The organism is Pseudomonas sp. KH_021, assembly GCF_057838865.1.
In genome coordinates this window covers 4001658-4028041 of sequence record NZ_CM174477.1, presented here as the reverse complement: position 1 = coordinate 4028041, position 26384 = coordinate 4001658, and the positions used below count along the sequence as shown (strand labels likewise).

At 62.3% G+C, this 26384-nt stretch carries 18 protein-coding genes and 1 pseudogene; 12 read left to right on the top strand and 7 right to left on the bottom strand.

The window, feature by feature from the left end; genetic code table 11:
• Positions 1–95: 95 nt before the first annotated feature.
• From AC3IX4_RS18470 to AC3IX4_RS18460, 3 genes are read right to left on the bottom strand one after another with little or no spacing between them, the layout of a single operon-like run.
• Entirely contained in the window at positions 96–1022 is a 927-nt protein-coding gene (locus tag AC3IX4_RS18470) for an NAD(P)H-dependent flavin oxidoreductase (protein ID WP_489256851.1), read from the bottom strand.
• Positions 1009–2163: an acyl-CoA dehydrogenase family protein gene (locus AC3IX4_RS18465; RefSeq protein ID WP_489256850.1), complete on the bottom strand. Its 1155-nt coding sequence runs from the start codon at positions 2161–2163 to the stop codon at positions 1009–1011. The genes AC3IX4_RS18470 and AC3IX4_RS18465 overlap by 14 nt, the downstream gene beginning before the upstream one ends.
• Before the next feature lie 8 nt (positions 2164–2171).
• The gene (locus tag AC3IX4_RS18460; RefSeq protein WP_489256849.1) at positions 2172–3314 is read right to left on the bottom strand and encodes an acyl-CoA dehydrogenase family protein; all 1143 of its coding nucleotides are present in this window, start codon (positions 3312–3314) and stop codon (positions 2172–2174) included.
• Between the two features lie 142 nt (positions 3315–3456).
• On the opposite strand from AC3IX4_RS18460, the gene AC3IX4_RS18455 reads away from it, so the two are divergent.
• Both AC3IX4_RS18455 and AC3IX4_RS18450 read left to right on the top strand, forming a co-directional pair.
• Complete coding sequence (locus tag AC3IX4_RS18455) at positions 3457–4242, top strand: enoyl-CoA hydratase/isomerase family protein (protein WP_489256848.1); 786 nt, start codon at positions 3457–3459, stop codon at positions 4240–4242.
• 11 nt (positions 4243–4253) lie between these two features.
• On the top strand, positions 4254–4892 hold the full coding sequence (locus AC3IX4_RS18450) for a TetR/AcrR family transcriptional regulator (RefSeq protein WP_489256847.1): 639 nt from the start codon (positions 4254–4256) through the stop codon (positions 4890–4892).
• Between the two features lie 7 nt (positions 4893–4899).
• On the opposite strand, the gene AC3IX4_RS18445 is transcribed toward AC3IX4_RS18450, so the two are convergent.
• A complete protein-coding gene (locus AC3IX4_RS18445) occupies positions 4900–7578 on the bottom strand; it encodes a winged helix-turn-helix domain-containing protein (protein ID WP_489256846.1) in 2679 nt (892 codons plus the stop codon).
• Between the two features lie 157 nt (positions 7579–7735).
• Between AC3IX4_RS18445 and AC3IX4_RS18440 the strand changes: the two genes are divergently transcribed.
• From AC3IX4_RS18440 to AC3IX4_RS18430, 3 genes and pseudogenes are all read left to right on the top strand, one after another.
• Positions 7736–9148 (top strand): coniferyl aldehyde dehydrogenase, encoded by a 1413-nt coding sequence (locus AC3IX4_RS18440; protein WP_489256845.1) that lies wholly within the window; start codon positions 7736–7738, stop codon positions 9146–9148.
• Positions 9149–9194: 46 nt separating this feature from the next.
• Positions 9195–10280: a Zn-dependent alcohol dehydrogenase gene (locus AC3IX4_RS18435; RefSeq protein WP_489256844.1), complete on the top strand. Its 1086-nt coding sequence runs from the start codon at positions 9195–9197 to the stop codon at positions 10278–10280.
• A gap of 33 nt (positions 10281–10313) precedes the next feature.
• Positions 10314–10547 (top strand): annotated as a pseudogene (locus tag AC3IX4_RS18430) (acyl-CoA dehydrogenase family protein); the annotation flags it as partial.
• 1091 nt (positions 10548–11638) lie between these two features.
• On the opposite strand, the gene AC3IX4_RS18425 reads toward AC3IX4_RS18430, so the two are convergent.
• The gene (locus AC3IX4_RS18425) at positions 11639–14317 is read right to left on the bottom strand and encodes a winged helix-turn-helix domain-containing protein (protein ID WP_489256843.1); all 2679 of its coding nucleotides are present in this window, start codon (positions 14315–14317) and stop codon (positions 11639–11641) included.
• A 302-nt stretch (positions 14318–14619) separates the two neighbouring features.
• Between AC3IX4_RS18425 and AC3IX4_RS18420 the strand changes: the two genes are divergently transcribed.
• From AC3IX4_RS18420 to AC3IX4_RS18395, 6 genes are all read left to right on the top strand, one after another.
• Positions 14620–15666 carry an acyl-CoA dehydrogenase family protein gene (locus AC3IX4_RS18420; RefSeq protein ID WP_489256842.1) on the top strand — a complete coding sequence of 349 codons (1047 nt, stop codon included), beginning with the start codon at positions 14620–14622 and terminating at the stop codon, positions 15664–15666.
• 37 nt (positions 15667–15703) lie between these two features.
• Positions 15704–16891 carry a lipid-transfer protein gene (locus AC3IX4_RS18415; protein WP_489256841.1) on the top strand — a complete coding sequence of 396 codons (1188 nt, stop codon included), beginning with the start codon at positions 15704–15706 and terminating at the stop codon, positions 16889–16891.
• Positions 16892–16925: 34 nt separating this feature from the next.
• Positions 16926–17756 (top strand): SDR family NAD(P)-dependent oxidoreductase, encoded by an 831-nt coding sequence (locus AC3IX4_RS18410; protein WP_489256840.1) that lies wholly within the window; start codon positions 16926–16928, stop codon positions 17754–17756.
• An 84-nt stretch (positions 17757–17840) separates the two neighbouring features.
• A complete protein-coding gene (locus tag AC3IX4_RS18405) occupies positions 17841–18410 on the top strand; it encodes a DUF2889 domain-containing protein (protein WP_489256839.1) in 570 nt (189 codons plus the stop codon).
• A 26-nt stretch (positions 18411–18436) separates the two neighbouring features.
• Entirely contained in the window at positions 18437–19621 is a 1185-nt protein-coding gene (locus AC3IX4_RS18400) for an acyl-CoA dehydrogenase family protein (protein ID WP_489256838.1), read from the top strand.
• 9 nt (positions 19622–19630) lie between these two features.
• Entirely contained in the window at positions 19631–20113 is a 483-nt protein-coding gene (locus AC3IX4_RS18395; protein WP_489256837.1) for an FAS1-like dehydratase domain-containing protein, read from the top strand.
• 59 nt (positions 20114–20172) lie between these two features.
• On the opposite strand, the gene AC3IX4_RS18390 is transcribed toward AC3IX4_RS18395, so the two are convergent.
• Complete coding sequence (locus AC3IX4_RS18390) at positions 20173–20340, bottom strand: hypothetical protein (RefSeq protein WP_489256836.1); 168 nt, start codon at positions 20338–20340, stop codon at positions 20173–20175.
• Positions 20341–22659: 2319 nt separating this feature from the next.
• On the opposite strand from AC3IX4_RS18390, the gene AC3IX4_RS18385 reads away from it, so the two are divergent.
• Complete coding sequence (locus AC3IX4_RS18385; protein WP_489256835.1) at positions 22660–25425, top strand: winged helix-turn-helix domain-containing protein; 2766 nt, start codon at positions 22660–22662, stop codon at positions 25423–25425.
• Between the two features lie 101 nt (positions 25426–25526).
• Here the strand turns inward: AC3IX4_RS18385 and AC3IX4_RS18380 are convergent, their stop codons facing one another.
• Positions 25527–26330 (bottom strand): enoyl-CoA hydratase/isomerase family protein, encoded by an 804-nt coding sequence (locus AC3IX4_RS18380; protein ID WP_489256834.1) that lies wholly within the window; start codon positions 26328–26330, stop codon positions 25527–25529.
• Positions 26331–26384 lie beyond the last annotated feature (54 nt).

The following is a 26384-nucleotide window of genomic DNA, read 5'->3' as shown; positions in this document are numbered from 1 at the left end:
CCCAGAAAGTCGATCAACGAGCGTATCGAGGACCGGACGGCAACCGAAGCGCATCCGACTATGCCGATGCTCGTGGTCTTAAAACTGGACATCCATCAAGGGATCACGGCGGCGGCTTGCTGGTACTCCTGCTCGAATCGCTGGATCAGCCTCTCTACGCTCGGAATATCGTCGATGCTGCCAACACCCTGCCCGGCGGCCCAGATGTCTTTCCATAATTTATGACCATTGTGCCCGCTGGTTCCTCCTTGTTCAGGCACAGGCGGAAGATTGTCCGGGTCCAGGCCGCAGCGCACGATGCTGTGCCGCAGGTAGTTGGCACGCAGGCCGCTGAACAGTGCGGTGTTGACGATCTGGTCGGCATTGGCGGCGAGCAGCATCTTTTTGTAGTCGGGATCGACTTCACATTCCTGGGTGGCAAGGAACCGCGTGCCAACGTAGCCCAAGTCCGCGCCCATGATGCGGGCGGCCAACAGGTCCTTTCCAGAGGTGATGCCCCCGGCGAGCAACAGGATGCCATTGAAGAAACGGCGTATCTCATTGACGAAAGCCAACGGGTTGAGGGTGCCGCCGTGCCCGCCGGCACCAGCGCAGACCGCGACCAGGCCATCGACGCCAGCCTCGGCCGCTTTGTGGGCGTGGTGCACGCTGACCACATCGTGGAATACCAGGCCGCCGTAGCCATGTACGGCATCGACTACCTCACCCGGCGCACCGACGCTGGTGATGACGATCGGCACCTTGTGTTTGACCAGCAACGCCAGATCCTGGTCCTGGCGGGTGTTGCTGCGCCGGACAATCTGGTTGATGGCGAACGGCGCAGGCACAGCCGCCAGTTGCTCGGTGAGTTGCGCCAGCCAGTCATCGAGCTGTTGCGGGCTGCGAGCATTGAGCGCAGGCATGGCGCCGATAATTCCGGCCCGACACTGGGCGGCAACCAGCGCCGGGGTCGAAGCAAGGAACAGTGGAGCGCCCAGCATTGGCAGGCGCAGTCGCTGACGCAACGGGTCAGGCAGTGGCATGGGCGTTGCTCTCCACTGGCGGGGCTGGCAAGCCCAGATCGCGGGAAGTCAGGCCCGCCCAAAATCCTTGGCTGCCCGCCGCGATGGCCGCCTGGCCAAGCACATCGGCCCACTGCGCATCGCTGCCGAACTCGTCGCGCCACGACCACAACCGTCGGGTGCTGTAGTGCAAGCTGTGTTCGTGGGTAAAGCCGATGGCGCCGTGGACCTGATGGCTGACAGACGCTGCCAGCGAAGCCGCTTCACCGGCACACACCTTGGCCACCGCAACATCGAATGCCAGGCTGCTGCGCTCATCTGTTCCTGCCTGCAGCAGTTGGGCAGCGCTGTGCAAGGCGACTTGGGTCGCGGTACGTGCTGCTCCAATGGCACCGGCCATGTGCGCCAGTTGCTGCTGGATCGCCTGGAACTTGCCAATGGCCTTGCCAAATTGCACGCGCTCATTGGCGTAGGCCACCGCCTGGTCGAGGCTTGCTTCCAGGGCGCCGACCATCATGCAGGCCCGTGCCAAGGCGCCGAGTACCCAGGCAGGTTCGTTTATATCGGCCAGTTGCAGCGGCGCGATGGCCTGCACCGGGGCCGCGGCAAACTGCAATGTGCCGCGCTCCTCGCCCGCAAAGTTGCTCCCGGCTTCGTGGCTGACCTCGGCCTGGTGGAGGTCGACCAGGGCCACCCGGCCCTGGCCATCGGCGACGGCTGCCCACTGGCAAGTGCCTGCCCAGGGCACATTGATGCAACGGCCATGCAGCAGGTTGTCGTTGTCCAGGCGTAGATCGCCGAGGCGGCCGATCTGGATCAGGCTGATGGGACCGTCGGGCACCGGCAGGCCGGCACAGGACAACAGCAGGGCGGCGAGCATGGTTTCGCCCAAGGGCAACGGCACATTCCAATAACCCAGGGCACGCAGTACCGGAGCGACTTCCAGCCAGCTGGCGCCACTGCCACCGGCGTCTTCGGCCGCCAGGGCCATGGGCAGGCCGAGGTCGACAACCTGTTGCCACAGCTCACTGGCCGGTTCTCCGGCCTCGAAGCGCGCCAGCAACTGGGGAGTAACCTGATCGGAAAAAAGACGCTGAACGCTGTCGGCGATCAGTGATTGCAAGGGCGACGGGGCGCTGCTATCGGCGTTTTCAATGTTCATGGGCTGGTTCATCGCAGGCCTAATCCTCGGGCAATGATTCCACGAAGAATTTCGCGGGTGCCGCCACGCAGGGAGAACGACGGGGCGGTTTGGGTCAGGTAACGCATTACCTGGTCGAGAGAGCTGCCGGGTTGGCGACTGCCGCCAAACAGCTCGTGGGCAAGGTCGGGCAATGACTGTTCGAGCAGCGCGCCCTGGTCCTTGACCAATGCCGCGGGTGTCGCCGGGTTTTCACCGCGGGCAAGCATGCCTGCCACGCCTAGGGACATCTGCCGCAACGCGGCATAGCGCGCCGCGACCCGGCCGAGGCTGACGCGATGACGGGCGTCCTCGGGGTCGGCGGCGTCGAGCATTTCCAGGTACAGCTGGGTGCAACTGAGGTAGCGTTCGGGGCCGCTGCGTTCCAGCGCCAGCTCCGCGCCCACTTGCTTCCAACCATCGCCTGGCTGGCCGATGAGGAAGTCGTCGGGAACAAACACGTTTTCCAGGAACACTTCGTTGAAATCGTGCTCGCCGAGCATGTTGTAGATCGGCCGCACCGTGACGCCAGGGGCCTGCATGTCGATCAGCAGCTGCGAGAGACCGGCATGTCGGTTGTCGGCCTCCTTGGGGCCGGTACGCAACAAGGTCACCATGTAGTGACAGCGCTGGGCGCCGGTGGTCCAGACCTTGCTGCCATTGACCCGCCAGCCACCCTCGGTCTTTTGCGCACGGGTGCGCACCGAGGCCAGGTCCGAGCCAACGTCTGGCTCACTCATACCGATGCAGAACAGCAACTCGCCTCGGGCAATGGCCGGCAACAGTCGAGGGGCGAGCACGTCGGGGGAGAATTTCATCAGCAAGGGGCCAGACTGGCGTTCGGCGATCCAGTGCGCATTCACGGGTGCGCCAGCGGCCAGCAGCTCTTCCAGCACCACGTAGCGTTCCAGGGCGCTGCGTTCATGGCCGCCGTAGCGCTTGGGCCAAGTCATGCCCAGCCAGCCGCGCTCACCCAGCTTGCGGCTGAAGTCGGGGTCAGCCCCGTTCCAGTTGCGTGCGCGTTGTTCGGGGGGGAAATCCTTGAGCGCATCGGCGAGAAATTCGCGCACCTCGGCGCGCAAGGTATTGGCCTTGGCGTCCAGGTGACAGCGGCGGATATCGAGTGCCTGCATGGCGTTGTGCTCATGTCGTTGAAGGGGCGGGTGTGGTTTTCTAACTTGCTGAACGGATAGCAAGTAAATAAGCTAGCAGCAACTCCGACAGCGAATCAAGTGGCTGCCAGGCGTTATTCCTGTGTTCAGATCTGGAGCGTGCATGTCTACTCAATCCCCCTTTGTTCCTGGCCGCGGCCTTACCCTGGCGCTCGACGGCCATGTTGCGACCTTGCGTTTTGGCCGCCCGCCGCTGAATTTTTTTGATGCCGAGTTGATCAAGGACCTGGCCGATACCCTCGACTACCTTGATCAATTGCCCGCCTGCCGGGTGACCATCCTTGAAGCCGAGGGCAACGTGTTCTGCGCCGGTGCTGATTTCTCTGGCGCCGACGCGGGCGACCCGCAATACCCTCGGCGCGTCTACAAATCGGCTGTGCGCCTGTTCCGCACCCGCAAACCGCTGATCTGTGTGGTCGAAGGCGCGGCAGTGGGTGGTGGCCTGGGCCTGGCGCTGGTCGGTGATTTTCGTGTGACCAGCGAAAAAGCCCGGTTCTCGGCCAACTTCAACCGCCTGGGGATTCATCAGGGCTTCGGGATTTCGGTTACCATGCCGCGCTTGATCGGCCCGCAGATGGCTGCGTTGCTGATTGCCACTGGCCGGCGTATCGATGGCCGTGAGGCGGTGCGCATTGGCCTTGCCGATGTGCTGGCCGAGCCTGGCCAGGAGCGCCAGGCCGCCCGCGCGCTGGCAGAGGAAATCGCGGCCAGCGCGCCAGGTGCTGTGATGTCGAGTCGCGAAACCTTGCGCATGGGCCTGGCCGATGCCGTGGACCAGATCATTGACCGTGAAGCCAGTGAGCAGGAGTGGCAGATCGTCAGTGCCGATTTTGCCGAAGGCACCCGTGCCATGGCCGAACGTCGCCAACCCGTTTTTACTGGTGAGTAAGGAAATACCCGATGGAACCCGCTGATAAAACTGTCCCTGGCGGTGCGCGCCGTACCCAGGCCGAGCGCCGTTGCGAAGCTGAACAACGGTTGTTGCAGGCGGCGCGAGAGATCGTGGCGCGCAAGGGCTGGGTCGGCATGACCCTGTCTGAAGTCGGCGAGGAGGCCGGCTACAGCCGTGGCCTGGCGACTCACCATTTCGGCAGCAAGGCCGGGCTGCTGCGGGCCCTGGCGGGGTACGTCAATGACAACTTCATGAGCCTGGTGCAGGTCGAGGCGCCCAAGTGGCGTCCTGGCCTGGATGCGCTCAAGGGCTTCGTCAGCGTCTACCTGGGGCGCAGCGACAGTGGCTGGGTCAACAGCCGCGCGCTGTTGTCATTGATGACTGAAGCGGTGACCCAGGACTCGGAAACCGCGCCGATCCTGGCGCAGTACAACCGCTCGGTGCAACAGCACCTGGCCACCTGCATCAGCGAAGGCATTGCCAAGGGCGAGATTCGCGCAGGCATTGACCCTCTGGCCAGCGCCGTGCTGATCCTCGGCACGCTGCGCGGTTCGATGTTGCAGTTTCTGCTCGATCCAGAAGGTGTAGAGCTGGCCGTGCTGCACAGGCAGTTGCTCGATTTCCTCGACACGGCCTTGGCTTGCTGACCCTCGATCAGTCGAGCCAGCCTCGGGTCCGGGCAATCGATACGGCTTCGGTACGGCCGCCCGCGCCCAGCTTGGTATTGATCTTGCGCAGGTGGGATTTGACTGTCAGTTCCGAGAGGAACATTTTTTCGGCGATCTCGCGGTTGCGATAACCCAGTGCGAGCAGGCGCAGCACCTGCAATTCACGCGCAGACAGACTGTTGGGCGTACTGTCCTCGGCTTTGGCTTGTGGCGCGGCCGCTTGTTGGTTGCGTTGCAGCAAATGGGCGACGAAACGGGCCTCGATCCCCAGTGCGGTTTCCTGGCCATGGTAAGTCACTGACCAACGTTCCAGCACCGCCGCCAAGGTGGCGCCTTCATCGAGAAAGGTACGGATAAAGCCCACTGCACTGGCGGCACGCAAGGCACGGGTCAATTGCTCCAGGGCCTCTGCAGGCTGTTTGTGAGCTTCAAAAGCCAATACCAGCAATAGGCGCAGCTTCAGCGCGCGTCGGTGCTGATTGCGCTGTAACGCTTGCTCCAGGGCTTGCTGGATGTCCTCCGGGTTGCTGACGCCCTGAGCGATATTCAGGCGCTGGCGAGCGATGAAGGGGGTGTCCACATCGTTGGCCGTCATCACGACCCCAGGCTGGTCCCAATCACTGAGTTGCTCGGCCGAGCGCATGGCATGGTCGGCGGTGTCCAGGCGTTTTTCCAGGGTGGCGACGCGCGCTCGCTCAAGCCAGGTGGAACACAGAATACGGGTGGAACCGGCGATTCGACCCAGTTGGTCCAGGTCGGCCAGGTAGCGCATCCACCCCGGTCGATCCCCGTGCAGGTAGGCGATACGGGCCAACAGCACATGGGTGGTGATCAACGAATCCGGACCCCCATAGTCCCGGGCGTAGGGCAACAGTTCGATGAGTTTGTGTTGCACCTGCTCCAGGGCGTCGGTTTCGTACATCACCAGGCACAAAGTGGTCTGCAACACCGGAAAGCCCAGCGGGAAACCGAGCGGCGAGGTGCCGGTCAGCGTCTCTCGATTGCGTCGGTGGGCGGCCAGCAATCGGCTTAGGCCGTTGTCGAGCTGCCCTTGGGTAATATCCAGCATGGCCTCCAGGCCATCGGTGACATCCCGCAAGTAGGGCGACTCGCCTTGGGCTTCACGCAGTTTATCGCTGCCAAGCAATTGCCGGGCCTCGTCGTAACGACCGCTGAAGAGCATGCAAGAGGCGAGCACGAAGGCGGTGACCCTAAAGGCTGAGCCGGAATGCGTCGGCAAACGCTTCAGCAGTTCCTCACTGGTTTGCATGGCCTCAGCGACCCGATCGTTGATCAGCAGCAACAGGCAGCGAACATGGTGGGGTTGGTCAGCCAATGCCGGGCTTTCCATGAGGTGCAGGGCTTCTTTATAGCGACGGGCATGGGTCAGTGCCCAGGCGTAGGCGATGCCCAAGCCGGGGTGTTGCTCACGAATGTGCTCGGGGATACGCGCCAGCCAGCGCATCGACAGGCCGGCGTGACCGTTCTCGAGCAATGTGTCGATATGCAGGACCAACTGGCTGGCGGCTTCATCGAAATCCTCGGCGGCGAACAGGTGTTCCAGCGCCTCTACAGGGCGGTCGGCAGCGAAATACCAACGCGCCGCGTCGTGGTGCAACTGCGTGAACCGGTCGGGATGGCGTTGCTTCAGGGTGTGGCGCAGGAACTCGGCAAACAGGCCGTGATAACGAAACGTGTGGCGTTGTTCGTCGGTTGCGGCAATGAACAGGTTGCCTTGTCCCAGGGCCTGGAGCATGGCCTGGCTGTCGTTGCGCGCGCCGACGGCATCGCACAGGGCGGGAGTGAGCTGCTGCAGTACGCAGGTCTCAAGCAGAAACTGGCGACTGGCTTCATCAAGCCTTGCCAGCACATCCTCAGCCAGGTATTCGGCCAATGCCGGGCTGGCGCCGCTGAAAGCATCGATAAACGCTGGCGCATCGTCGTGGCGCTGCAACGACAGCGAGGCCAGGTACAGGCCGGTGATCCAGCCTTCGGTGCGCTGGTACAGCCTGGTGATGTCATCTTGGCTCAATGACAGCTGACGGACCTCGCGCAAATACTGGCCGGCTTGCTCAAGGCTCAGCTGCAACGCCTCGTTGCCGATTTCCAGCAACTGACCTTGAGCACGCAAGCGCCCCAGGTTGAGCGCCGGAGTGCTGCGCGAGGCCAGGGCGAGGGTGGCGTGGGTGGGTAGCATGGTGAGCAATTGCTGGAAAAAGCTGAGTACCTGAGGGTTGTCGATGGCCTGGACGTCGTCCAGCAGCAGCGCAAAGGCGTCCGGGCACGTGGCGATTTGCTCCAGCAGGGTCTGGGCTGGGTCGGCGGTGCCAAAGCTATTGGCCGCCAGGCCCAGCTCACCCAAGCCGCGCCCCAGGGTCGCGAGCAGGCGCGGCAGGTCGTTGTCCGTCTCGTCCAGCGTGCACCACAACACCCGCTTGCCTTCGGCGAGGCTCTGCGCCTGGTACTGCGCGAGCAGGGTGGTTTTGCCTGCGCCGGCGCAGGCGCTGATCAACAGCAGGCGCAGGTCCTGCTGGTGCTCGCCAGGAAGCAGGGCAGGGCGTTCCAGTCGCCCCGCAAGGTACGACGGCGCAAGGAATTTGCCCGGTCGAATGAACGGCACTACTCCCTGTACTGGTTCGTTGGAACTACGTTGAAAACCTTCCATGCATCCTACCTTTGGTTGTCGTCGGGGCGGTGTCGGCCTTCCTAGTATCAAACATCCAGAGCAGCCCCCGAATCGCGGTTCTAGCCGTGAGTGTAACGGCGCCTATACGCGATTGGCAGCTCTCGAACCGATCCCTTTTTAAGGAAGACGAAACCGCATGAGTGCCCAAGAAAACCTGAGTGGTGTCGACGTTCGTGCCCTGTTGGAAAAACAACGTGTTGCGAGCCTCGCCAATGAGCCCTGGACCGCCGGGCAGCGCTGCGAACTGATCGATCGTGCCATCGGCCTGCTCGTGGATCACCACGAGGAGCTGATTGCTGCCCTGGTCGCCGACTTCGGTCATCGCAGTGAGGACTTCTCACGGATGTTCGACGTACTGAGCCCCCTGGCATCGATGAAGTACACCAAGAGCAAGGTTGCCGAGTGGATGGCCGATGAGCCGCGCCACACCGACCGCGGCCAAGCCTGGGTGCGGTACCAGCCGCTGGGTGTGGTCGGGATCCTCACGGCCTGGAATTTTCCCGGCAACATGATCTTCAATGGCCTGGCCGGCGCCCTGGCGGCGGGCAATCGGGTGATGATCAAGTTGTCAGAATTCAACCCGAACACCAACGCCGTGATCGCGCGGATCTTCCCCACGGTGTATGCCGAAGACGAAGTGGCCATCGTCACCGGTGGCGCCGCTGTCGGCCAAGCGTTCTGTGGGCTGGCGTTCGACCACCTGCTGTTCACCGGTGCCACCAGCATCGGCAAGCAGGTCATGCGCGCAGCGGCCGAGAACCTGGTGCCGGTGACCCTGGAGCTGGGTGGCAAGTCGCCGACGATCATATCCCGCTCTGCTGACCTGCCAGCGGCAGTGACCAAGATCATCACCGGCAAACTGCACAATGCAGGCCAAATCTGCCTGGCCCCGGATTATGTGTTCGTCGCCAAGGAGCAGGTGGAAGAGTTCGTCAGCTTGGCCAAAGCGGCGGTGGCCAGGCTGTACCCGTCTCTGAAGGACAACCCGGATTACACCTCGGTGATCAACGCCCGGCATTTTCAGCGGCTGCAGGATTACCTCAGTGAAGCCCGCGCTGGCGGTGTGGAAATCCTCGAACTGAACCCGGCCGAGGAAAACTTTGCCGACCAGCCCCACCACAAAATCGTGCCGACCTTGCTGATCGACCCTGATGACAGCCTCAAGGTCATGCAGGACGAGATCTTCGGCCCCTTGCTGCCGATCAAGCCCTACAACGACATTCAGGACGTGGTCGCCTACATCAACAGCCGTCCGCGGCCACTGGGGCTCTACTACTTCGGCAACCATGCCGAGGAAGAAACCTTCGTACTCAACCGCACCACGTCCGGTGGCGTGTGCGTCAACGATGTACTGCGTCACGCAGGCGTTGAGACTTTGCCATTCGGCGGTGTCGGTGCCAGTGGCATGGGCGCCTATCACGGCTTCGATGGCTTCCGTACCTTCAGCCACGCCAAGGCCGTGCTACGTGCCGCCGATAGCCCGGACCTGATGCGTCCGCCCTATACCGATCAGGTGCGCCAGTTGGTCGGCTCACTGATCAAGCGCTGAATCGCCCTCGTCACTGTCCGGCCCCGCTATTAAAGAGAACAATAATATGAAAGCTGCCGTATTCCATACCCCTGGCTCGCCCTTGACCATCGAAGAGGTGGGTATCAGCAAGCCCGGCCCGCGCGAAGTACTGGTTCGCACCGTTGCCGTCGGTGTTTGCCATTCCGACCTGCACTTTGTCGACGGCCACTATCCCCACCCGGCACCGGTGGTGCTGGGCCACGAAGCCTCAGGCATTGTCGAACAGGTCGGTTCGTTGGTGCGCACGGTCAAGCCGGGTGACCATGTGGTGACCTGCCTGTCGGCCTATTGCGGCCATTGCGAACACTGCGTCACCGGCCACCTGTCGCTGTGCGTATCGCCAGACACCAAGCGTGGCAAGGGCGAAGAGTCGCGCCTGACCTACGTGCAAAAGCCGATGACTCAGTTCATCAACCTGTCGGCCTATGCCGAGCAGATGCTGGTGCATGAGAACGCCCTGGTTGCCATTCGCCGCGACATGCCCCTGGACCGCGCGGCCTTGCTCGGCTGTGCGGTCACCACCGGTACCGGCGCGGTATTCAACACGGCCAAAGTCCGTCCTGGCGAGACGGTGGCGGTGATCGGCTGCGGCGGTATCGGCCTGGCTACCATCAACGGTGCAGCGCTGGCCGGGGCCGGGCGCATCATCGCCATCGATATGCAGGACTCCAAGCTGGAACTGGCCAGGCAGTTCGGCGCCACCGATGTGATCAACCCGAAAAACGGCGACCCGGTCCAGCAGGTGCAGGAACTGACCCGGGGCGGCGTACACCATTCTTTTGAGTGCATCGGCCTTAAGCAAACCGCCGAACAGGCGTTCACCATGCTCGCCCGTGGCGGCTGCGCGACCATCATCGGCATGATCAAACCGGGTGTAAAACTGGATATCGACCCGTTGATGCTGCTGCACGAGCGCCGTATCCAGGGCTCATTCATGGGCTCGAACCGCTTCCCGGTCGACCTGCCACGGCTCACCGACTTCTATATGCAGGGCCGCCTGAAACTCGACGAGATGATCTCGCAGCGCATCAAGCTTGAGCAGATCAACGACGCCTTCAACGAACTGCGGCGGGGCGAACTGGCCCGCTCGGTCATCGTCTTCGACCAGTAACTGCCCGCCGCCGCAGTGCCTTGGCCTGCGGCGGCCGACCAGCCTGACAGCGATGAGCGCAGTCGCACCCTGGCTGCCGCCAAGTTTGTTGTCTGCCGCGCGGCGCGCTATGTCGCCGACCAGGGCATTCAACTGCACGGCGGTATCGGCTTGACCTGGGAATACGTGCTGTCGCATCACGCCAAGCACCTGTTGATGGTCGCGCGGCAGTTGGGTGATGACGACCATCACCTGCAGGCCTACAGCGAACTGATGGCCGCTGTGTAAAAAGGCTTCCAAGCGCTTGCCTTGGTTTTTCCTTTGTTCTTGAGATCGAGCGCCGCCCGCGCGGCGCATCGCGACCAAGGTCTGCTCCTACATTTGTTGCAACGTGCCATGGCCTGTGGGGTAGGGGTTGTTAGCCTTGGTGGTTCGGCTTTAGGTCTTTGTGGTTTCGGGGGGGGGGCGCGTGGCTGACAACTCCACTCTCACAGGCCATGGCACGTTGCAACCAATGTGGGAGCCGGTTTTAGCCGGCGATGCGCCGCGCGGGCGGCGCTCGATCTCAAGAGCAAAGGAACAACCAAGGCGGACACCTTGTGTGGCTCATGCGATCTGTTGACAGGCACCCTACGGTTCACCCTGTGAATGACGGGAGGAAGACCGTTTTAAGGCTTCCAGGCGCTTGCCTTGGGTTTTGCGCTGTTGCCAAAATCGAGCGCCGCCCGCGCGGCGCATCGCGACCAAGGTCTAGGCGCCCCCGTCGCTCCTACATTTGTTGCAACGTGCCATGGCCTGTGGGGTAGGGGTTGTTAGCCTTGGTGGTTCGGCTTTAGATTTTTGTGATTTCGGGGGGGGCGCGTGGCTGACAACTCCACTCTCACAGACCATGGCACGTTGCAACCAATGTGGGAGCAGACCTTGGTCGCGATGCGCCGCGCGGGCGGCGCTCGATCTCAAGAGCAAAGGAAAAACCAAGGCAGGCACCTTGTGTGGCTCATGCGATCTGTTGACAGGCACTCTGCGGTTCACCCTGTGAATGACGGGAGGAAGACCGTTTTAAGGCTTCCAGGCGCTTGCCTTGGGTTTTGCGCTGTTGCCTAAATCGAGCGCCGCCCGCGCGGCGCATCGCCGGCTAAAGCCGACTCCCACATTGGTTGCAACGTGCCATGGCCTGTGGGGTAGGGGTTGTTAGCCTTGGTGGTTCGGCTTTGGATTTTTGTGGTTTCGGGTGGGGGGCGCGTGGCTGACAACTCCAATCTCACAGGCCATGGCACGTTGCAACCAATGTGGGAGCCGGCTTTAGCCGGCGATGCGCCGCGCGGGCGGCGCGCGATCTCAAGAGCAAAGAAAAAACCAAGGCAGGCACCTTGTGTGGCTCAGGCAATCCAGCCACGTGCCCGGGCAATGGCGAGGGTTTCGGTGCGGCCTTTGGTGTCGAGCTTGGCGTAGATCTTCTGCAGGTGCGATTTGACCGTGAACTCGGAGAGGAACACCTTTTCGGCGATGTCGCGGTTCTTAAGGCCAACAGCCAAGAGCTGGAGGACCTGATACTCGCGCCCGGTCAGTACTTTATGCGCACCGTTGTCGTCCTGGACCGTTTCCATATCACCCGTGCGGGCCCCCAGGTGCTGTAGCAGGTCGTCGACGAAGCCAGGCTCGATACCCAATTCCTTGCAACGCGGCTTGCCCGCCAAGGCCCAGCGTTGCATCAGGCTAGCCAGGCGTTCACCTTCTTCGATAAAGGTGCCGAGGAAGCCCTCGTGACTGGCAAGGCGCAACGCATCGTTGAGCGCCAGGAAAGCCTCCTGGGGTTGCTGCAGGCTGTCCAGGGCCATGGCCAGCAGAATGTGCAGTTTCAGTTCGCGGCGCACATGCTGCCACTGTCGGGCCTGCTCAATGGCGATGCGCAAGCATTTGGCCGCCACCGCGCCTTCGCCCTGAGCGATGCGCAAACGCTGGCGGGCGATACTCGGGGTGTCGACATCATTGGCAAAACGAATAAAGTCCGGCCGGTCCCAGTCGCCGTTCAGTTCGGCCGAGTGCAGGGCCTGGCTAGCCACATCCAGGCGCTGTTCGAGAATCGCCACTCGCACCCGTTCCAGCCAGGCCGAGCACTGCAAGCGACGGGAGCCGACCTGTTGACCAATCTGCTCCAACTCCACCAGACAGCGCATCCAGGTAGTTCGGTCGCCATTGTTGTAGGCAATACGCGCCGTCAGTACATGGGTGATGATCTGGTTCTCTGGGGAGATCACCTGCTTGGCAAAGTACAGGCAGCGCGACAGGTGCGCCTGCGCCTGATCGAAGGCGGCAATCTCGTACATCAGCAAACCGTTGAAGATATCCAGCGAGAGTTTGGCCTCGTGGGGTTTGCGCTGGCCGCTACTGTGCGGGGTTTCCACCGAACTCTGCATGCGTACCAAGGCGTTGCTCAAGCGCCCCTGGATAAGGTCGAGGATGCTCTCGTTGACGCTGAAGGTATGGCGCAGGAAGCTGACGTTGATCCGAGGATCTCGCCGCAGTGCTGTCGACAACAAGTGGCGGGCCTCGTCGTAGCGGCCATTGGCTACCAGGTTCATGGCCACTGAGCTTGCCAGCACCATGTACAGCTCGACTTCATCGGCGGGCATACTGGCCAGCAGCGCCAGCCCCAAGCTGCAGCACTGCTCGGCGTGATCAGTAGCCCCCAGTTGCAGGCAGTGCAACACCTGGGCGACGTAGGCGTAGTCAGGTCCGCTCACCTGTTCCAGACGGCGGGCGACGTGCATGGCGTCCTTCATGCGTGTGGTGGTGGCCAGCAGCCAGGCATAGGACTTGCTGAGGTCGGGGTAGGCTTCCCGGGTTGGCTCGGCAATGCGGTCCAGCCACCGCAGCAGCAGGCGTGTGCGGCCGATGGCAATCAGGGTGTCCAGGTGCTGGTTCAGGCATTTGGCGGCTTCGTCGTGCAGGCCTGCGCTAAACAGATGCTCGATCGCCGGAATGGGCTGCTCGACACTGAAAAACCAGTGGGCCGCGGTTTGGTGCAGGCCCTTGACTTGATCGGGATGCAGGCGCTCCAGCGCGTGGCGCAGGAAACTGGCAAACAGGTGATGGTAACGGAACCACTGTTGCTGGCTGTCCACAGGCACCAGGAACAGGTTGGTGCGGTCCAGGTGTTCGAGCATCGCCGCGCTGTCGCTGCGCCCGGTTACCGCCTGGCACAGCGGTACGCAGAACTCTTCGAGAACGCTGGTTTGCATCAGGAACAAGCGACAGTCTTCGCTCTGGCGCATCAGGATGTCTTCGGTCAGGTACTCGGCCAACTCCAGGTTGGAACCTGAGAACGAGTCGATGAAGGCAGCGTGGTCGTCGCGATCCTTGAGCGACAGGCTGGCCAGGTACAAACCGGCAATCCAGCCTTCAGTGCGCCGGTACAAAGTGGCCAGCTCGTTGTCGCGCAGCGGGATCTGGCGCTTGTCGCGGATAAACGTCATGGATTCTTCCGGGGTCAAGCGCAGGTCCCCCGGCCTGATTTCCATCAACTGGCCACGGGCACGGATGCGGCCCAGGCCAATGGCGGGGGTGGCGCGCGAGGCCATGGCCAGGACGCTGCCCGACGGCATCACCTCTACCAGTTGCTGGAGGAAGTCGAGCACCTCGGGGTTCTGAATGACCTCGACTTCGTCCAGCAACAGGGCAAAGGGCAGGGGGCTGGCAGCCATCTGCTCGAGCAGGTCGTCGATCAGGGGCGCTGAGTCCGGCTCCAGGACCAGCGGTAGAAACGGCGCCAAGCCATCGACCAGCAGGCGCAGGAACCGCGGCAACGCATTATCAGCGGGCTCAAGGTTGATCCACAGCGTCAGTTTACCGGTCGCCAGGCAATGTTCACGGTATTGCTGCATCAGCGTGGTCTTGCCGAAGCCTGCGGCGGCGCGAATCAGGATCAGGCGCGTGGTGTCGGCCTGGGCCATTTGCTGCAGCAGGCGCGAGCGTGGCAGATGGCTCTCGGCGGATTTTGGGCAGGCATATTTGGTGGAGGTTCTGGAGGTAAGAACCCCGTCATGTGCAACTGGCATTGAAACCTCCACGGGTGTCCCCTGCGGCCCAGACTGCCGGCGCAGGCGATCGAATTATTATTCTGCGGCGGCGCATAGTGCCATGCGCCGCCGATGAGCGGGTGCTGCCTGCGACAATGGTCTGAGGTGCATCCGGGCGGTGCTGCCCGATTATTGTGCACAGGGCCTGCCTTGGAAACAGGCCCACCCGGTGGGGGTGGCTCTCGTCGAGCCACTGCGCATGCAACGATGACCAGGACACGATGCAACGGGCTTTTCCCGTTCTCGCCTTGTAATCGGGCTGCGGCACAAAAGGTTCCTGGATGGACGTTCAACGCACGCTTTACCGCGAAGACCACGAGTTGTTCCGCACGACAGTGCGCCGGTTTATCGAGCGCGACTACCTGCCGCGTCTGCGGGCTGGCGAGAGCCTGGACCGACCGCTGTGGTTGAAGGCCGGGCGTGAAGGACTGCTCTGCGTGACCCTTGCGGCGCAATTTGGTGGGGGCGGTGATTTCGGTCATGCCGCGATTATCAGCGAGGAGTTTGCCCGTGCGGGCATCTATGACCGGTCGCTGGCACTGCATTCAGACACCCTGGCCCCCTGTGTTGAAAGCCTGGGCAGTGACGAGCAGAAGCAACGCTGGCTGCCGGCTATCTGCAGCGGCCAAGCCATTCTAGCCCTGGCCGTGGCCCAGACGGCCAAGGCCGTGCGCGAGGGCGACACATGGCGAATCAACGGCAGCACCTGCACACAAGGCACTGCAGGCGACTTCGACCTGTTGCTGCTCGCCTGCCAGACCGCAGCGGGCGATGGCGAGACGGGGATGAGCTTGATCATGGTCGAGCGCAACCGTGGGGGCCTTCACTGTGTCCCAGGCCGCGAGCATACCAGTGGCATCGACGTTCGTCTGCTTGATGTGTGTGTGCCGGTGGCCAACCTGCTCGGCGCAGCGGGCAAGGGCCAGGCCTACCTGGACGCGGCATTGAGCCAGGAGTCCCTGTTGGTGGCGATTTTTTCCGCAGCCTACCTCGAGCAGTTGCTGGCCTTGACCCTGGAGCAGGCCAAACAGGCTGATGACCGCGCCGAGCGCCCCTGGAACCACCCGGCTACCCGCCGTCAACTGGCCGACATCAAGGCGCAAACGGTGGCCCTGCGGCTGATGGTCGACCACTACCTACTGAAGCACCTGGAGCAGCCACTGGCGGCCGGCCAGGTGGCCATCGCCGCGGTGTTTGCCCGGCAAACCCTGAACAACTGCGCAGAACAGCTTTTGCACCTGTTGGCCGACAGCAGGGGACAGTCACCTGGTCCTGCGTCGAGCCCGGGCCACTGGCCCCTGCATGAATTCATCGCTGACGCGATGTGACACCCCCATCGATTGACCCACCATCCAGGACATCATCATGAGTGAACACGTACTCGTAGCCGGGGTCGGCATGATCCCGTTCAGCAAGCCAGGCGCCAGCCCCAGCTACATCGACATGGGCGCAGAAGCCGTGCGCCTGGCCTTGGCCGACGCCGGCCTTGACTACAACCAGGTTCAGATGGCCTTCGCCGGCTACGTCTATGGCGATACCAGCTGCGGTCAAGCCGTGCTGTACCGGGTCGGGCGTAGCGCGATTCCGGTGTTCAACGTCAACAATGCCTGCGCCACCGGCTCGAGTGCCTTGTACCTGGCTCGCGCCGCGGTACAGAGCGGCCAGGTCGAGTGCGCCCTGGCGGTAGGCTTCGAACAGATGCGGCCGGGGCCGACCCGTTCCAACTTCGACGACCGTCCGCTGCCACGGGGTGACTACCTGCCGATCCAGGATGAACTGTGTGCCGATGCCGGCGACATTCCCCGCAACCTGATCACCTTCGGCGGTGCCGGGCGCGAGCACATGCGCAAGTACGGCACGCAGATGAGCACCTTTGCCGCGATCCGCGCCAAGGCCAGCCGCCATGCCGCCAATAACCCGCTGGCGTTGTTCAAGAAAGTCGTCACCACTGATGAGGTGATGAACGACCAGCTGATGTGGGAAGGGGTGATGACTCGCATGATGGCCTGCCCGCCGACCTGTGGTGCAGCGGCGGCGATCATCTGCTCAGCGGCATTTGCCCGCAAACATGGCCTGCGCCGCGACGTGGCGATCCTCGGCCAGTCCCTGGTGACCGATCCTGTGGAGTCTTTCGAGCCCAAGACCATGACCGGCTTTGTCGGTGCCTACATGACCGAGCGCGCCGCGGGCGCGGTGTATGAGCAAGCCGGTGTCGGCCCGCAGGACATCCGCATGGTCGAGTTGCACGACTGCTTCGCGCACAACGAATTGCTCACTTACGAAGCCCTTGGCCTGTGCCCGCAGGGCGGCGCCGAGCAGTTCATCCTCGATGGCGACAACACCTACGGCGGTCGGGTGGTGACCAACCCTTCGGGTGGGCTGTTGTGCAAAGGCCATCCGTTGGGCGCCACGGGCCTGGCCCAGTGCTATGAGCTGACTCATCAACTGCGCGGCAGCGCGGGTGCACGCCAGGTTGAAGGCCTGCAGCACGGTTTGCAGCACAACCTCGGCTTGGGGGGCGCTTGCGTGGTCACCCTGTATGGCAAGCCGTAACGCTTTACTCCCTCAACAACAAGAGACAGGTTCCATGGAAAAGACACTGGAAGGAAAAGTCGCCATCGTCACCGGCTCCGGCCGTGGTATCGGCCGCAGCGTGGCATTGAAATTTGCCGAAAAGGGCGCCCGGGTGATCATCAATGACCTGGATCAAGCACCGGCTGAAGAAGTGATCGCCGAGGTTCGTGCCCTGGGCAGCGACGCGGTTGCCTGCATCGGCAACGTATCGGATGCAGACTTTGGCGAGCGCATTGTGCAGACCGCGCTGCAAGCGTTCGGGCGCATCGACATCATCGTCAATAACGCAGGTTTTACCTGGGACAACGTCATCCAGAAGATGGGCGACGAGCAATGGGACGCCATTCTCGATTGCCACCTCAAAGCGCCGTTCCGCATCCTGCGTGCTGCCTACCCGTACTTTCGTGAAGCCAGCAAGGCGGAAGCCGAGGCCGGCCAGGAGGTGTTCCGCAAGGTGGTCAACATTTCCTCGGTATCCGGCACTCAGGGCAACGCCGGTCAAGTCAACTACTCCTCGGCCAAGGCCGGCATCATGGGCATGACCAAGACCCTGGCCAAGGAGTGGGGGCGGATGAAGGTCAACGTCAACTGCGTGGCGTTCGGCTTTATCGAAACCCGCTTGACCCAGCCCACCACCGAAGAGAAGACCGTGCAGGTCGAAGGCCGCGACATCAAGGTCGGTGTGCACCCTGACCGCATCGCTGCCGCCAGCCGCGAGATCGCCCTGGGGCGTCCGGGCACCGCCGAAGAAGCGGCCGGCTCCGTGTACATGTTCTGTATTCCAGAATCGAACTATGTATCCGGCCAGACCATCATCTGTGGCGGCGGTCGCGGCGGCTTCTAAGCCTTGCTGGCGTGCCGGGAACGGCCTGTCGTTCCCGGCACACACCCGCCAATCGTGCGACCCGGCTCAAAGAGAAGCAGTCCTATGACGACTACCACGCCAGCGTTCACCCGCACACTGCTGCACACCCGTGAAATCCTTTGCCAGGGCTACCAACGCAGTGACGGCCTGTTCGATATCGAAGGGCGCCTGCAAGACCTGACCAACGCGCCCACCGACCTGCCGTTCCACACGGTGGGTGAGGGCGGCACCATCCACGACATGCGCCTGGTCATGACCATTGATACCGACATGGTCATCCAGAGCATTGCCGCCACCACCGCGGTAGGCGCCAGCCCGTTCTGCGCCGAGATCAGCAGCGCCTATTCGCGGCTGCAAGGGCTGAAAATTGCCCCGGGCTTCAAGCGTCAGATGAAGGAAATCGTCGGTGGCGTGGGCGGCTGTACGCACCTGTCTGAGTTGCTTGAACGCATGGCCACCACGGCGATGCAGACCCTGTTTTCCACCTACCGGGCCCAGGCCAGCCTGAGGGCCGACGGTGGCCAGCAGCGCGAAATTGTTGTGCGCCCTTGGGTGATTGGCACCTGCCACGCCTATCGCGAAAACGGCGATGCCGTACGCCTGTTGTGGCCCCAAGGGCTGCCCAAGGCCTGACATTATTTCCAATTGGAGCCTTTCTTATGCTGCCACTGCACTCCACCGCCTCAAGCCTGTCGCCGGAGCACCAAGAAATTCGCCAGGCGATCCTGAAAATCTGCGAGCGCTTCGACGCCGACTACTGGCTGGAAAAAGACAAAGTCGGCGGTTTTCCCGATGACTTCCACCAGGCCCTGGCCCGGGACGGCTGGCTGGGCATCTGTATTCCCGAAGCCTACGGGGGTTCGGGGCTGGGCATTAGCGATGCGACGGTGATGATGCAAGCCATCGCCGAATCGGGGGCGGGCATGAGCGGCGCTTCGGCGGTGCACATGAATATCTTCGGCTTGAACCCGGTGGTCGAGTTCGGCACCGAGGAGCAAAAGCTGCGCATGCTACCGCCATTGATTGCAGGCGAGCATCGCACCTGCTTCATGGTCACCGAACCCAACACCGGCCTGAACACCACCCAGCTCAAGACCCGCGCCGTGCGTGATGGTGATCACTATGTGCTGCACGGGGTCAAGACCTTCATCTCCACCGCCAGCGTCGCCGAGAAAATGTTGATCCTGGCGCGCACCACGCCACTTGAAGAGGTCAGGAACAAGAGCGAGGGCTTGAGCCTGTTCTATACCGATTTCGATCGCAGCTGTATCGATGTGCATGAAATCGAAAAGATGGGCCGTAAGGCCGTCGACACCAACCAGGTGTTCATCGATGGCCTGCGGGTGCCGGTGGCTGATCGTATCGGCGAAGAAGGCAAGGGCTTCAAGTACATCCTCCATGGCATGAACGCCGAGCGCATCCTGGTCGCGGGTGAAGCCGTGGGCCTTGGCCGCGCGGCGCTGGCCCGCGCGTCCAGCTATGCCCTGGAACGGGAAGTCTTCAACCGCCCGATCGGCCTGAACCAGGCCATCCAGCATCCGCTGGCCAAGTGCTGGATGGAGCTTGAGGCCGCCAACCTGATGGCCTTTCACGCAGCGGCCCGCTTCGATCGCAACGAAGAGTGCGGCGTGGAAGCGGGGGCAGCCAAGTACCTGGCCGCCGAGGCCGGATACCACGCCTGCGAAACGTCGGTGATGACCCACGGTGGTTACGGCTATGCCAAGGAGTACCACGTCGAGCGCTACCTGCGTGAGGCAATGATCCCGCGCATCGCCCCGGTCAGCCGGGAAATGATCCTGTGCTTTATTGCCGAGAAGGTACTTGGCATGCCCAAGTCCTATTGAGGGGTGGCTATGACCATCGATGAACCTTCAGTCTTGTCGTTACACGTCGGTATCTACTGCGATGACCTGCCAGTGGGCACTCGCTTCTACAGCAAAAAACGGACGGTGACTGAAACCGACCTGGTGAATTTCGCCAACTTGACCTGGCTCACCGAAGAGCTGTTCACCAACGCCGAACCTTGCGACAGGGAGGAGATGGGAATCCCGGGAAGGGTGGTTCCGGGTGGGCTGGTCTATACCTTCGCCGAAGGCCTGGTGGCGCCCTCGTTCCAGGCCTCGGGATTGGCCTTTCTCAACGCCAACTTGAATATGCAGGGGCCGACGTTTGTCGGTGACACCCTGCAGGTGCAGTGCGAGGTGGTAGAGCAACGCATCAGTTCCAACCCTGGGCGGGGGCTGGTGCGCACTCGCAATTCGGTGGTTAATCAGCGTGGTGAGACAGTGATGGTGTACACGCCGTTGCGCATGATGCGCGTGCGGCCTACATCTTGAGCAGACAATGCGGGGCGACTCTGGTTGTCCCGCATTGCAGTCCTGGACAGGGTACTGCGTTACTGCGGGTTGTCGCCCATCACGCCTTGAGCGGTCCATCGCGCGATGCGCTCATCATTCAGCCAGCCCGCCAATGCCTCGGTGCTACCGGCGACCGTAGCGGCTCGAGGTGGTGTCGGCGTAGACGCCGGTGTGCGGCTGAAGCGCGGCGCCGGTGCTGGCTGCACGACCCCATCCACCTCGATGAACGTACCACGGGCCTTTGTTAGCCTTGGTGGTTCGGCTTTGGATTTTTGTGGTTTCGGGTGGGGGCGCGGGGCTGACAACTCCAATCTCACAGGCCATGGCGCGTTGCAACCAATGTGGGAGCCGGCTTTAGCCGGCGATGCGCCGCGCGGGCGGCGCTCGATCTCAAGAGCAAAGGAAAAACCAAGGCAGGCACCTCGTGGGGGTCATGCGATCTGTTGGCAGGCACTCTGCGGTTCATCCTGAGAATGAAGGGAGGGAGGCTGTATCAAGGCCTCCAGGCGCTTGCCTTGGGTTTTGCGCTGTTGCCCAAATCGAGCGCCGCCCGCGCGGCGCATCGCCGGCTAAAGCCGGCTCCCACATTTTTTGCAACGTGCCATGGCCTGTGGGGTAGGGGTTGTTAGCCTTGGTGGTTCGGCTTTGGATTTTTGTGATTTCGGGGGGGCGCGTGGCTGGCAACTCCACTCTCACAGGCCAATGGCACGTTGCAACCAATGTGGGAGCCGGCTTTAGCCGGCGATGCGCCGCGCGGGCGGCGCTCGATCTCAAGAGCAAAGGAAAAACCAAGGCGGGCACCTTGTGGGGGTCATGCGATCTGTTGGCAGGCACTCTGCGGTTCATCCTGAGAATGAAGGGAGGGAGGCTGTATCAAGGCTTCCAGGCGCTTGCCTTGGGTTTTGCGCTGTTGCCCAAATCGAGCGCCGCCCGCGCGGCGCATCGCGACCAAAGGCGCCCCCGTCGCTCCTACATTTGTTGCAACGTGCCATGGCCTGTGGGGTAGGGGTTGTTAGCCTTGGTGGTTCGGCTTTGGATTTTTGTGGTTTCGGGTGGGGGGCGCGTGGCTGACAACTCCACTCTCACAGGGCATGGCACGTTGCAACCAATGTGGGAGCCGGCTTTAGCCGGCGATGCGCCGCGCGGGCGGCGCTCGATCTCAAGAGCAAAGGAAAAACCAAGGCAGGCACCTCGTGGGGGTCATGCGATCTGTTGGCAGGCACTCTGCGGTTCACCCTGAGAATGAAGGGAGGGAGGCTGTATCAAGGCTTCCAGGCGCTTGCCTTGGGTTTTGCGCTGTTGCCTAGATCGAGCGCCGCCCGCGCGGCGCATCGCGACCAAGGTCTGCTCCTACATTTATTGCAACGTGCCATTTTCTGTGGAATCGGCGTTGTTAGCCCTTGGTGGTTCGGCTTTGGATCTTTTTGGGTTTCGGTGGGATTGCGCGTGGCTGGCAACTCCAATCTCACAGGCCATGGTGCGTTGCAACCAATGTAGGAGCAGACCTTGGTCGCGATGCGCCGCGCGGGCGGCGCTCGATCTCAAGAACAAAGAAAAAACCAAGGCAGGCACCTCGTGGGGCTCATGCGGTCTGTTGCCAGGCACTCTGCGGTTCACCCTGAGAATGAAGGGAGGAAGGCCGCATCAAGGCTTCCAGGCGCTTGCCTTGGGTTTTGCGCTGTTGCCTAAATCGAGCGCCGCCCGCGCGGCGCATCGCGACCAAGGTCTGCTCCTACATTTGTTGCAACGTGCCATGGCCTGCGGGATCGGGGTTGTTAGCCTTGGTAGTTCGGCTTTGGATTTTTGTGGTTTCGGTGGGATTGCGCGTGGCTGACAACTCCACTCTCACAGGCCATGGCGCGTTGCAACCAATGTGGGAGCCGGCTTTAGCCGGCGATGCGCCGCGCGGGCGGCGCTCGATCTCAAGAGCAAAGGAAAAACCAAGGCAGGCACCTCGTGGGGGTCATGCGATCTGTTGGCAGGCACTCTGCGGTTCATCCTGAGAATGAAGGGAGGGAGGCTGTATCAAGGCCTCCAGGCGCTTGCCTTGGGTTTTGCGCTGTTGCCCAAATCGAGCGCCGCCCGCGCGGCGCATCGCGACCAAGGTCTGCTCCTACATTTGTTGCAACGTGCCATGGCCTGCGGGATCGGGGTTGTTAGCCTTGGTAGTTCGGCTTTGGATTTTTGTGGTTTCGGGGGGATTGCGCGTGGCTGACAACTCCACTCTCACAGGCCATGGCACGTTGCAACAAATGTAGGAGCCGGCTTTAGCCGCGATGCGCCGCGCGGGCGGCGCTCGATCTCAAGAACAAAGAAAAAACCAAGGCGGGCACCTCGTGGGGCTCGTGCGATCTGTTGACAGGCACTCTGCGGTTCACCCTGAGAATGAAGGGAGGAAGGCAAGGCGAGGTGGCAGCGAACAATACTTTAGATGTCTCGCCCGATAAGAATCCTGTATCGGCAAGCACAGCAATAGCCCTTACACTGTGGCGTCGCGTTGCCCGCCCTCCTGGAAGCTTTCGATCATGCCGTTACCGCCCGATTCAGGCACTGCACAGCGTCCATCGACCCACATCGACCACACAGATCATTACAACGTCGACACTAAAGTCGTTCCACCCCGTGGTGCGCGCCGCCTGGTCGCCCGTGAAGGCCTGCTGGGACGACTGCTGGAGGCGCGTCGTCAGCGCTGTGTCGTGATCCAGGGCCCGGCGGGTTCAGGCAAGACCAGCACCTTGCTGGCCTGGCGACGAGAATTGTTGGCGTTGAATTTCGATGTCGCCTGGCTGTCGCTGGCGGCCGAAGACAATGATCTGGAGCGCTTCTCCCATTGCCTGCAAGCGAGCCTTGCCGAAATCAATGCCGACCTGGTGCGTGATGCCGGTTTCCTGCTCGGGCGCGACAACGGTGAAATGGCGGTAGAGCATTGGATCATCACCCTGGTGCAAAGTATCGAGCAGCATGGCCGTGAACTGGTATTGATGCTCGACGACCTGCACCATGTGCAGGATCCGCGCATCGTCCAGGCGCTACAGTGGCTGCTTGATTACGCACCGCCCAGGCTGCACCTGGTGTTCTGTACGCGCATCAGCATGCCACTGAGCCTGGCGCGGCAGCGGGCACGTGGGCAGGTGAGTGATTTCGACCTGCGCGACCTGCGTTTTAGTGCTGAAGAATCGGAGCGCTTTTTGCGTGAGCAACTGGGCAGCATCGACCCACGCGATGCCGCCGTGTTGCATGAGCTGACCGATGGCTGGGTGGCCGGCCTGCAGCTGTTTGCCGTCGACCTCAAAAACAAACAGGGCACTCGCTTTGACCCTGTACAGGTCCGCGATCCGGGCGCATTTGCCAGCTATTTCGAACGTGAAGTGCTGGTGCGGTTGCAACCTGATGACTTGCGCCTGTTGACCTGCGTGTCCATCTGCGAGCGCTTCTGTGCCTCGCTCTGTGCAACGCTGCTCGGCAAACCCCAGGCCATTGCGAAAATGCTCACCCAATTGACCCGACTGGACAGCGACAACCTGTTCATCACCCAGGTCAAGAGTCACGACCGGGAAACCTGGTATCGCCTGCATCCTTTGCTCGGTAAAGTGCTGCGCGAACGCCTCGAGACGCAGCCGGAGGAAAACCTGTCGGCCCTGCACGCCACCGCCCGTGTCTGGTTCAGTGAGCATGGTCATCTCGACGAGGCTGTGCGTCACGCCGTTCAGGCCGGCGACGCGCAAGCGGCGGCGGACATCGTCGAGGCCTGTGCCTACGACCTGTTGAGCCGGGGCAATCTTAGTCAGGTTTCGGCGTTGTTGCGTCGCTTGCCTCAGGAGCAGACTGATACCCGGATCGGGCTGCAACTGGTATTGGCGCACTTGTCGCTGTATGCGCGCAATTTCCCCGCGGTTCAGCAGAGCATGGCGCTGCTGCAACGCCAATATCCAGCACTGGATCGCAAGCAACAGCATGTGTTCACCGTGCTGCAAGCGAGCCTGGCGTTGTGCCGGGACGACAGCGAGGCAGTGCTTGAGGTGCTGCCCGAGTTACTCGCCATTCCGGCCGACGCCGATGAATTTGCCTATTCGGGGCGCAGCAATATCCTGGCCTGGTTTTACATGTACCAGAGCGAATTCGAGCAGGCCAGGGCCGTGCTTGAAGGCGGCGAATACCTGCAGGGCTCGCCGCGTCGCAGCCTGATGGGCCGCTGCCTGAACGGCATGAGCCTGGCACTTGAAGGTCGTATCACCGAGGCTGAGCAGCTGTACCGTGAGGTGCTCACCGAGGCCGAAAGCCATGGCGTTACTTATTTGATCGTCAGCAGCATGGCAGCCGGGTTACTCGGCACCGCCCTCTATGAACACGGTGATTACGAGGCCGCGATCGAGCTGCTAGAGCCGCGGATGAAGCTGTTGGAGCGGGTGGCGATTCCCGACGGCGTGTTGCAGGCGATGCAAACCTTGGCCATGGCTCATTGGCTGGCCGGCCGACAGTCACAAGCCTGGCACTGGGTTGAGCGCCTTGAGCAACATGCCGAGCGCTATGGGCTGGATCGGTTGCGGGCCTCGGCTCTGGTCCTGCGTATGCGTTGGTCGCAACACAGTGGTCATGAGCAACAGGCCGATGCTGCGCTGCAGTGCCTGGAGCAAATAGACGTGCGACTCAATCCGCAGGGGCCGGGCACAGCCCTGGAAACCCGGACCATCGTCCGTCGCGCCGCCAGCGAACGGTTGCTGCACCGTGGTGACTACGCGGGTGCCAGCGCGGGCCTGGCGGCATTGATCGACACGTCGGTGCGCGAGCGCCGGTGGCGGCGGGTGGTGCCCATGCTGTTGCAACGGGCAGTCAGCGAGCAAAGGTGCAACCACCCGCAGGAGGCCCGCCAGCTGATCATCGAGGCCCTGCACCAGGGCCATCGACTGAGCCTTGTGCGCAGCCTGCTCGATGCCTGGCCGGGGGTGTGCGCCCTGCTTGAAGCGGTCCAGAGTGAGCAGGTGCTCGACCCGGTACTGGCGTTCTACACCCGCCGCCTTCTGGAGATTGCCCGCAACAGTGCGTCCAGCGCCGAACCTGCCGAGGAAGACAGTGCGCCGAAACTGCTCAGCGCCCGTGAGTGCGATGTGCTCAGCCTGGTGGCCCGGGCACTGCCGAACAAAAAGATTGCGCGGGTGTTGAGCCTGTCACCGGAAACGGTGAAGTGGCACATGAAGAACATCTTCTACAAGCTGGGGGTCACAGGCCGCGACGAGGCGATTGCCAAGGCGCGCGACCTGGACTTGAAACTGCCCGACAACACCGCGCTGTGATCAGCGCTGGCGCAAGGCGTTGCCAATAAAGGTCGCCTTGCCACGGGCCACCAGACGCTCGCCGTCGACAATCAACGCAACGCTATCGGGAATGGCGGTGTTCATTGGCGTTCACTCCTTGCCGACCGTGGCCAGCGATACAGGAAGGGCTCCTTGCGCATGAAACGCGCGGTCGCTTGCTTGAAATAGTCGCAAGACATGGCAATAGCCTGCGCGCTGGCTTCGTCGGCTAACTGGCGACCTAAGTCATTGTTCAGCGAGTGGTCCAGCAGGCGCTTGGTCATCTCGAACGCCACCGGCGACAGGGCGGTCATGCTCAGCGCCAGCTCCCTTGCCCGTGCGTGCACCTCGCCGTTAGGCACGACCTCCAGCACGATGCCCATCTCCAGGGCCCGCGCTGCATCGATTTCGCGTGCCGAATAGATCAGCTCGCGGGCCTTTTGCAGGCCAACCAGGCGCGGCAGCCTGTAGGTGGCGCCCATGTCGGGCACCGCGCCAATACGCGCGAATGCCATGCAAAATCGCGCCCGCTCGGACGCCACAATGAAATCCGCCGCCAGCGCCAGGCTGAAACCCGCACCCACGGCCACACCATCCACCGCGGCGATGACCGGGCAGGGCAGTGTGGCCAGGGCGATGACTGTGCGGTTGACGGCCTCCATGCGTGCGCGCAATTGTGCTGCGGTAAATTCCATACGCGACATATCGCCCACATCGCCGCCTGCGCAAAAATCGTCGCCAGCGCCGGTCAGTACCACCGCGCGTATCTGCGGATCGCGGCGAATCTCCTCAAGGGCATCGAGCAGGGCGGTGTTCATTTCGGCGTTGTAGGCATTTTTGACACCCGGGCGCGACATCACCAGGGTTGCCACGCCTTCGTGCCTTGAAAACTCAAGTATCGGCATGAGAAATCTCCGTTCCAGCGTCACAGTCGCCCCGCTATCAGTAGCCGGGGCGAG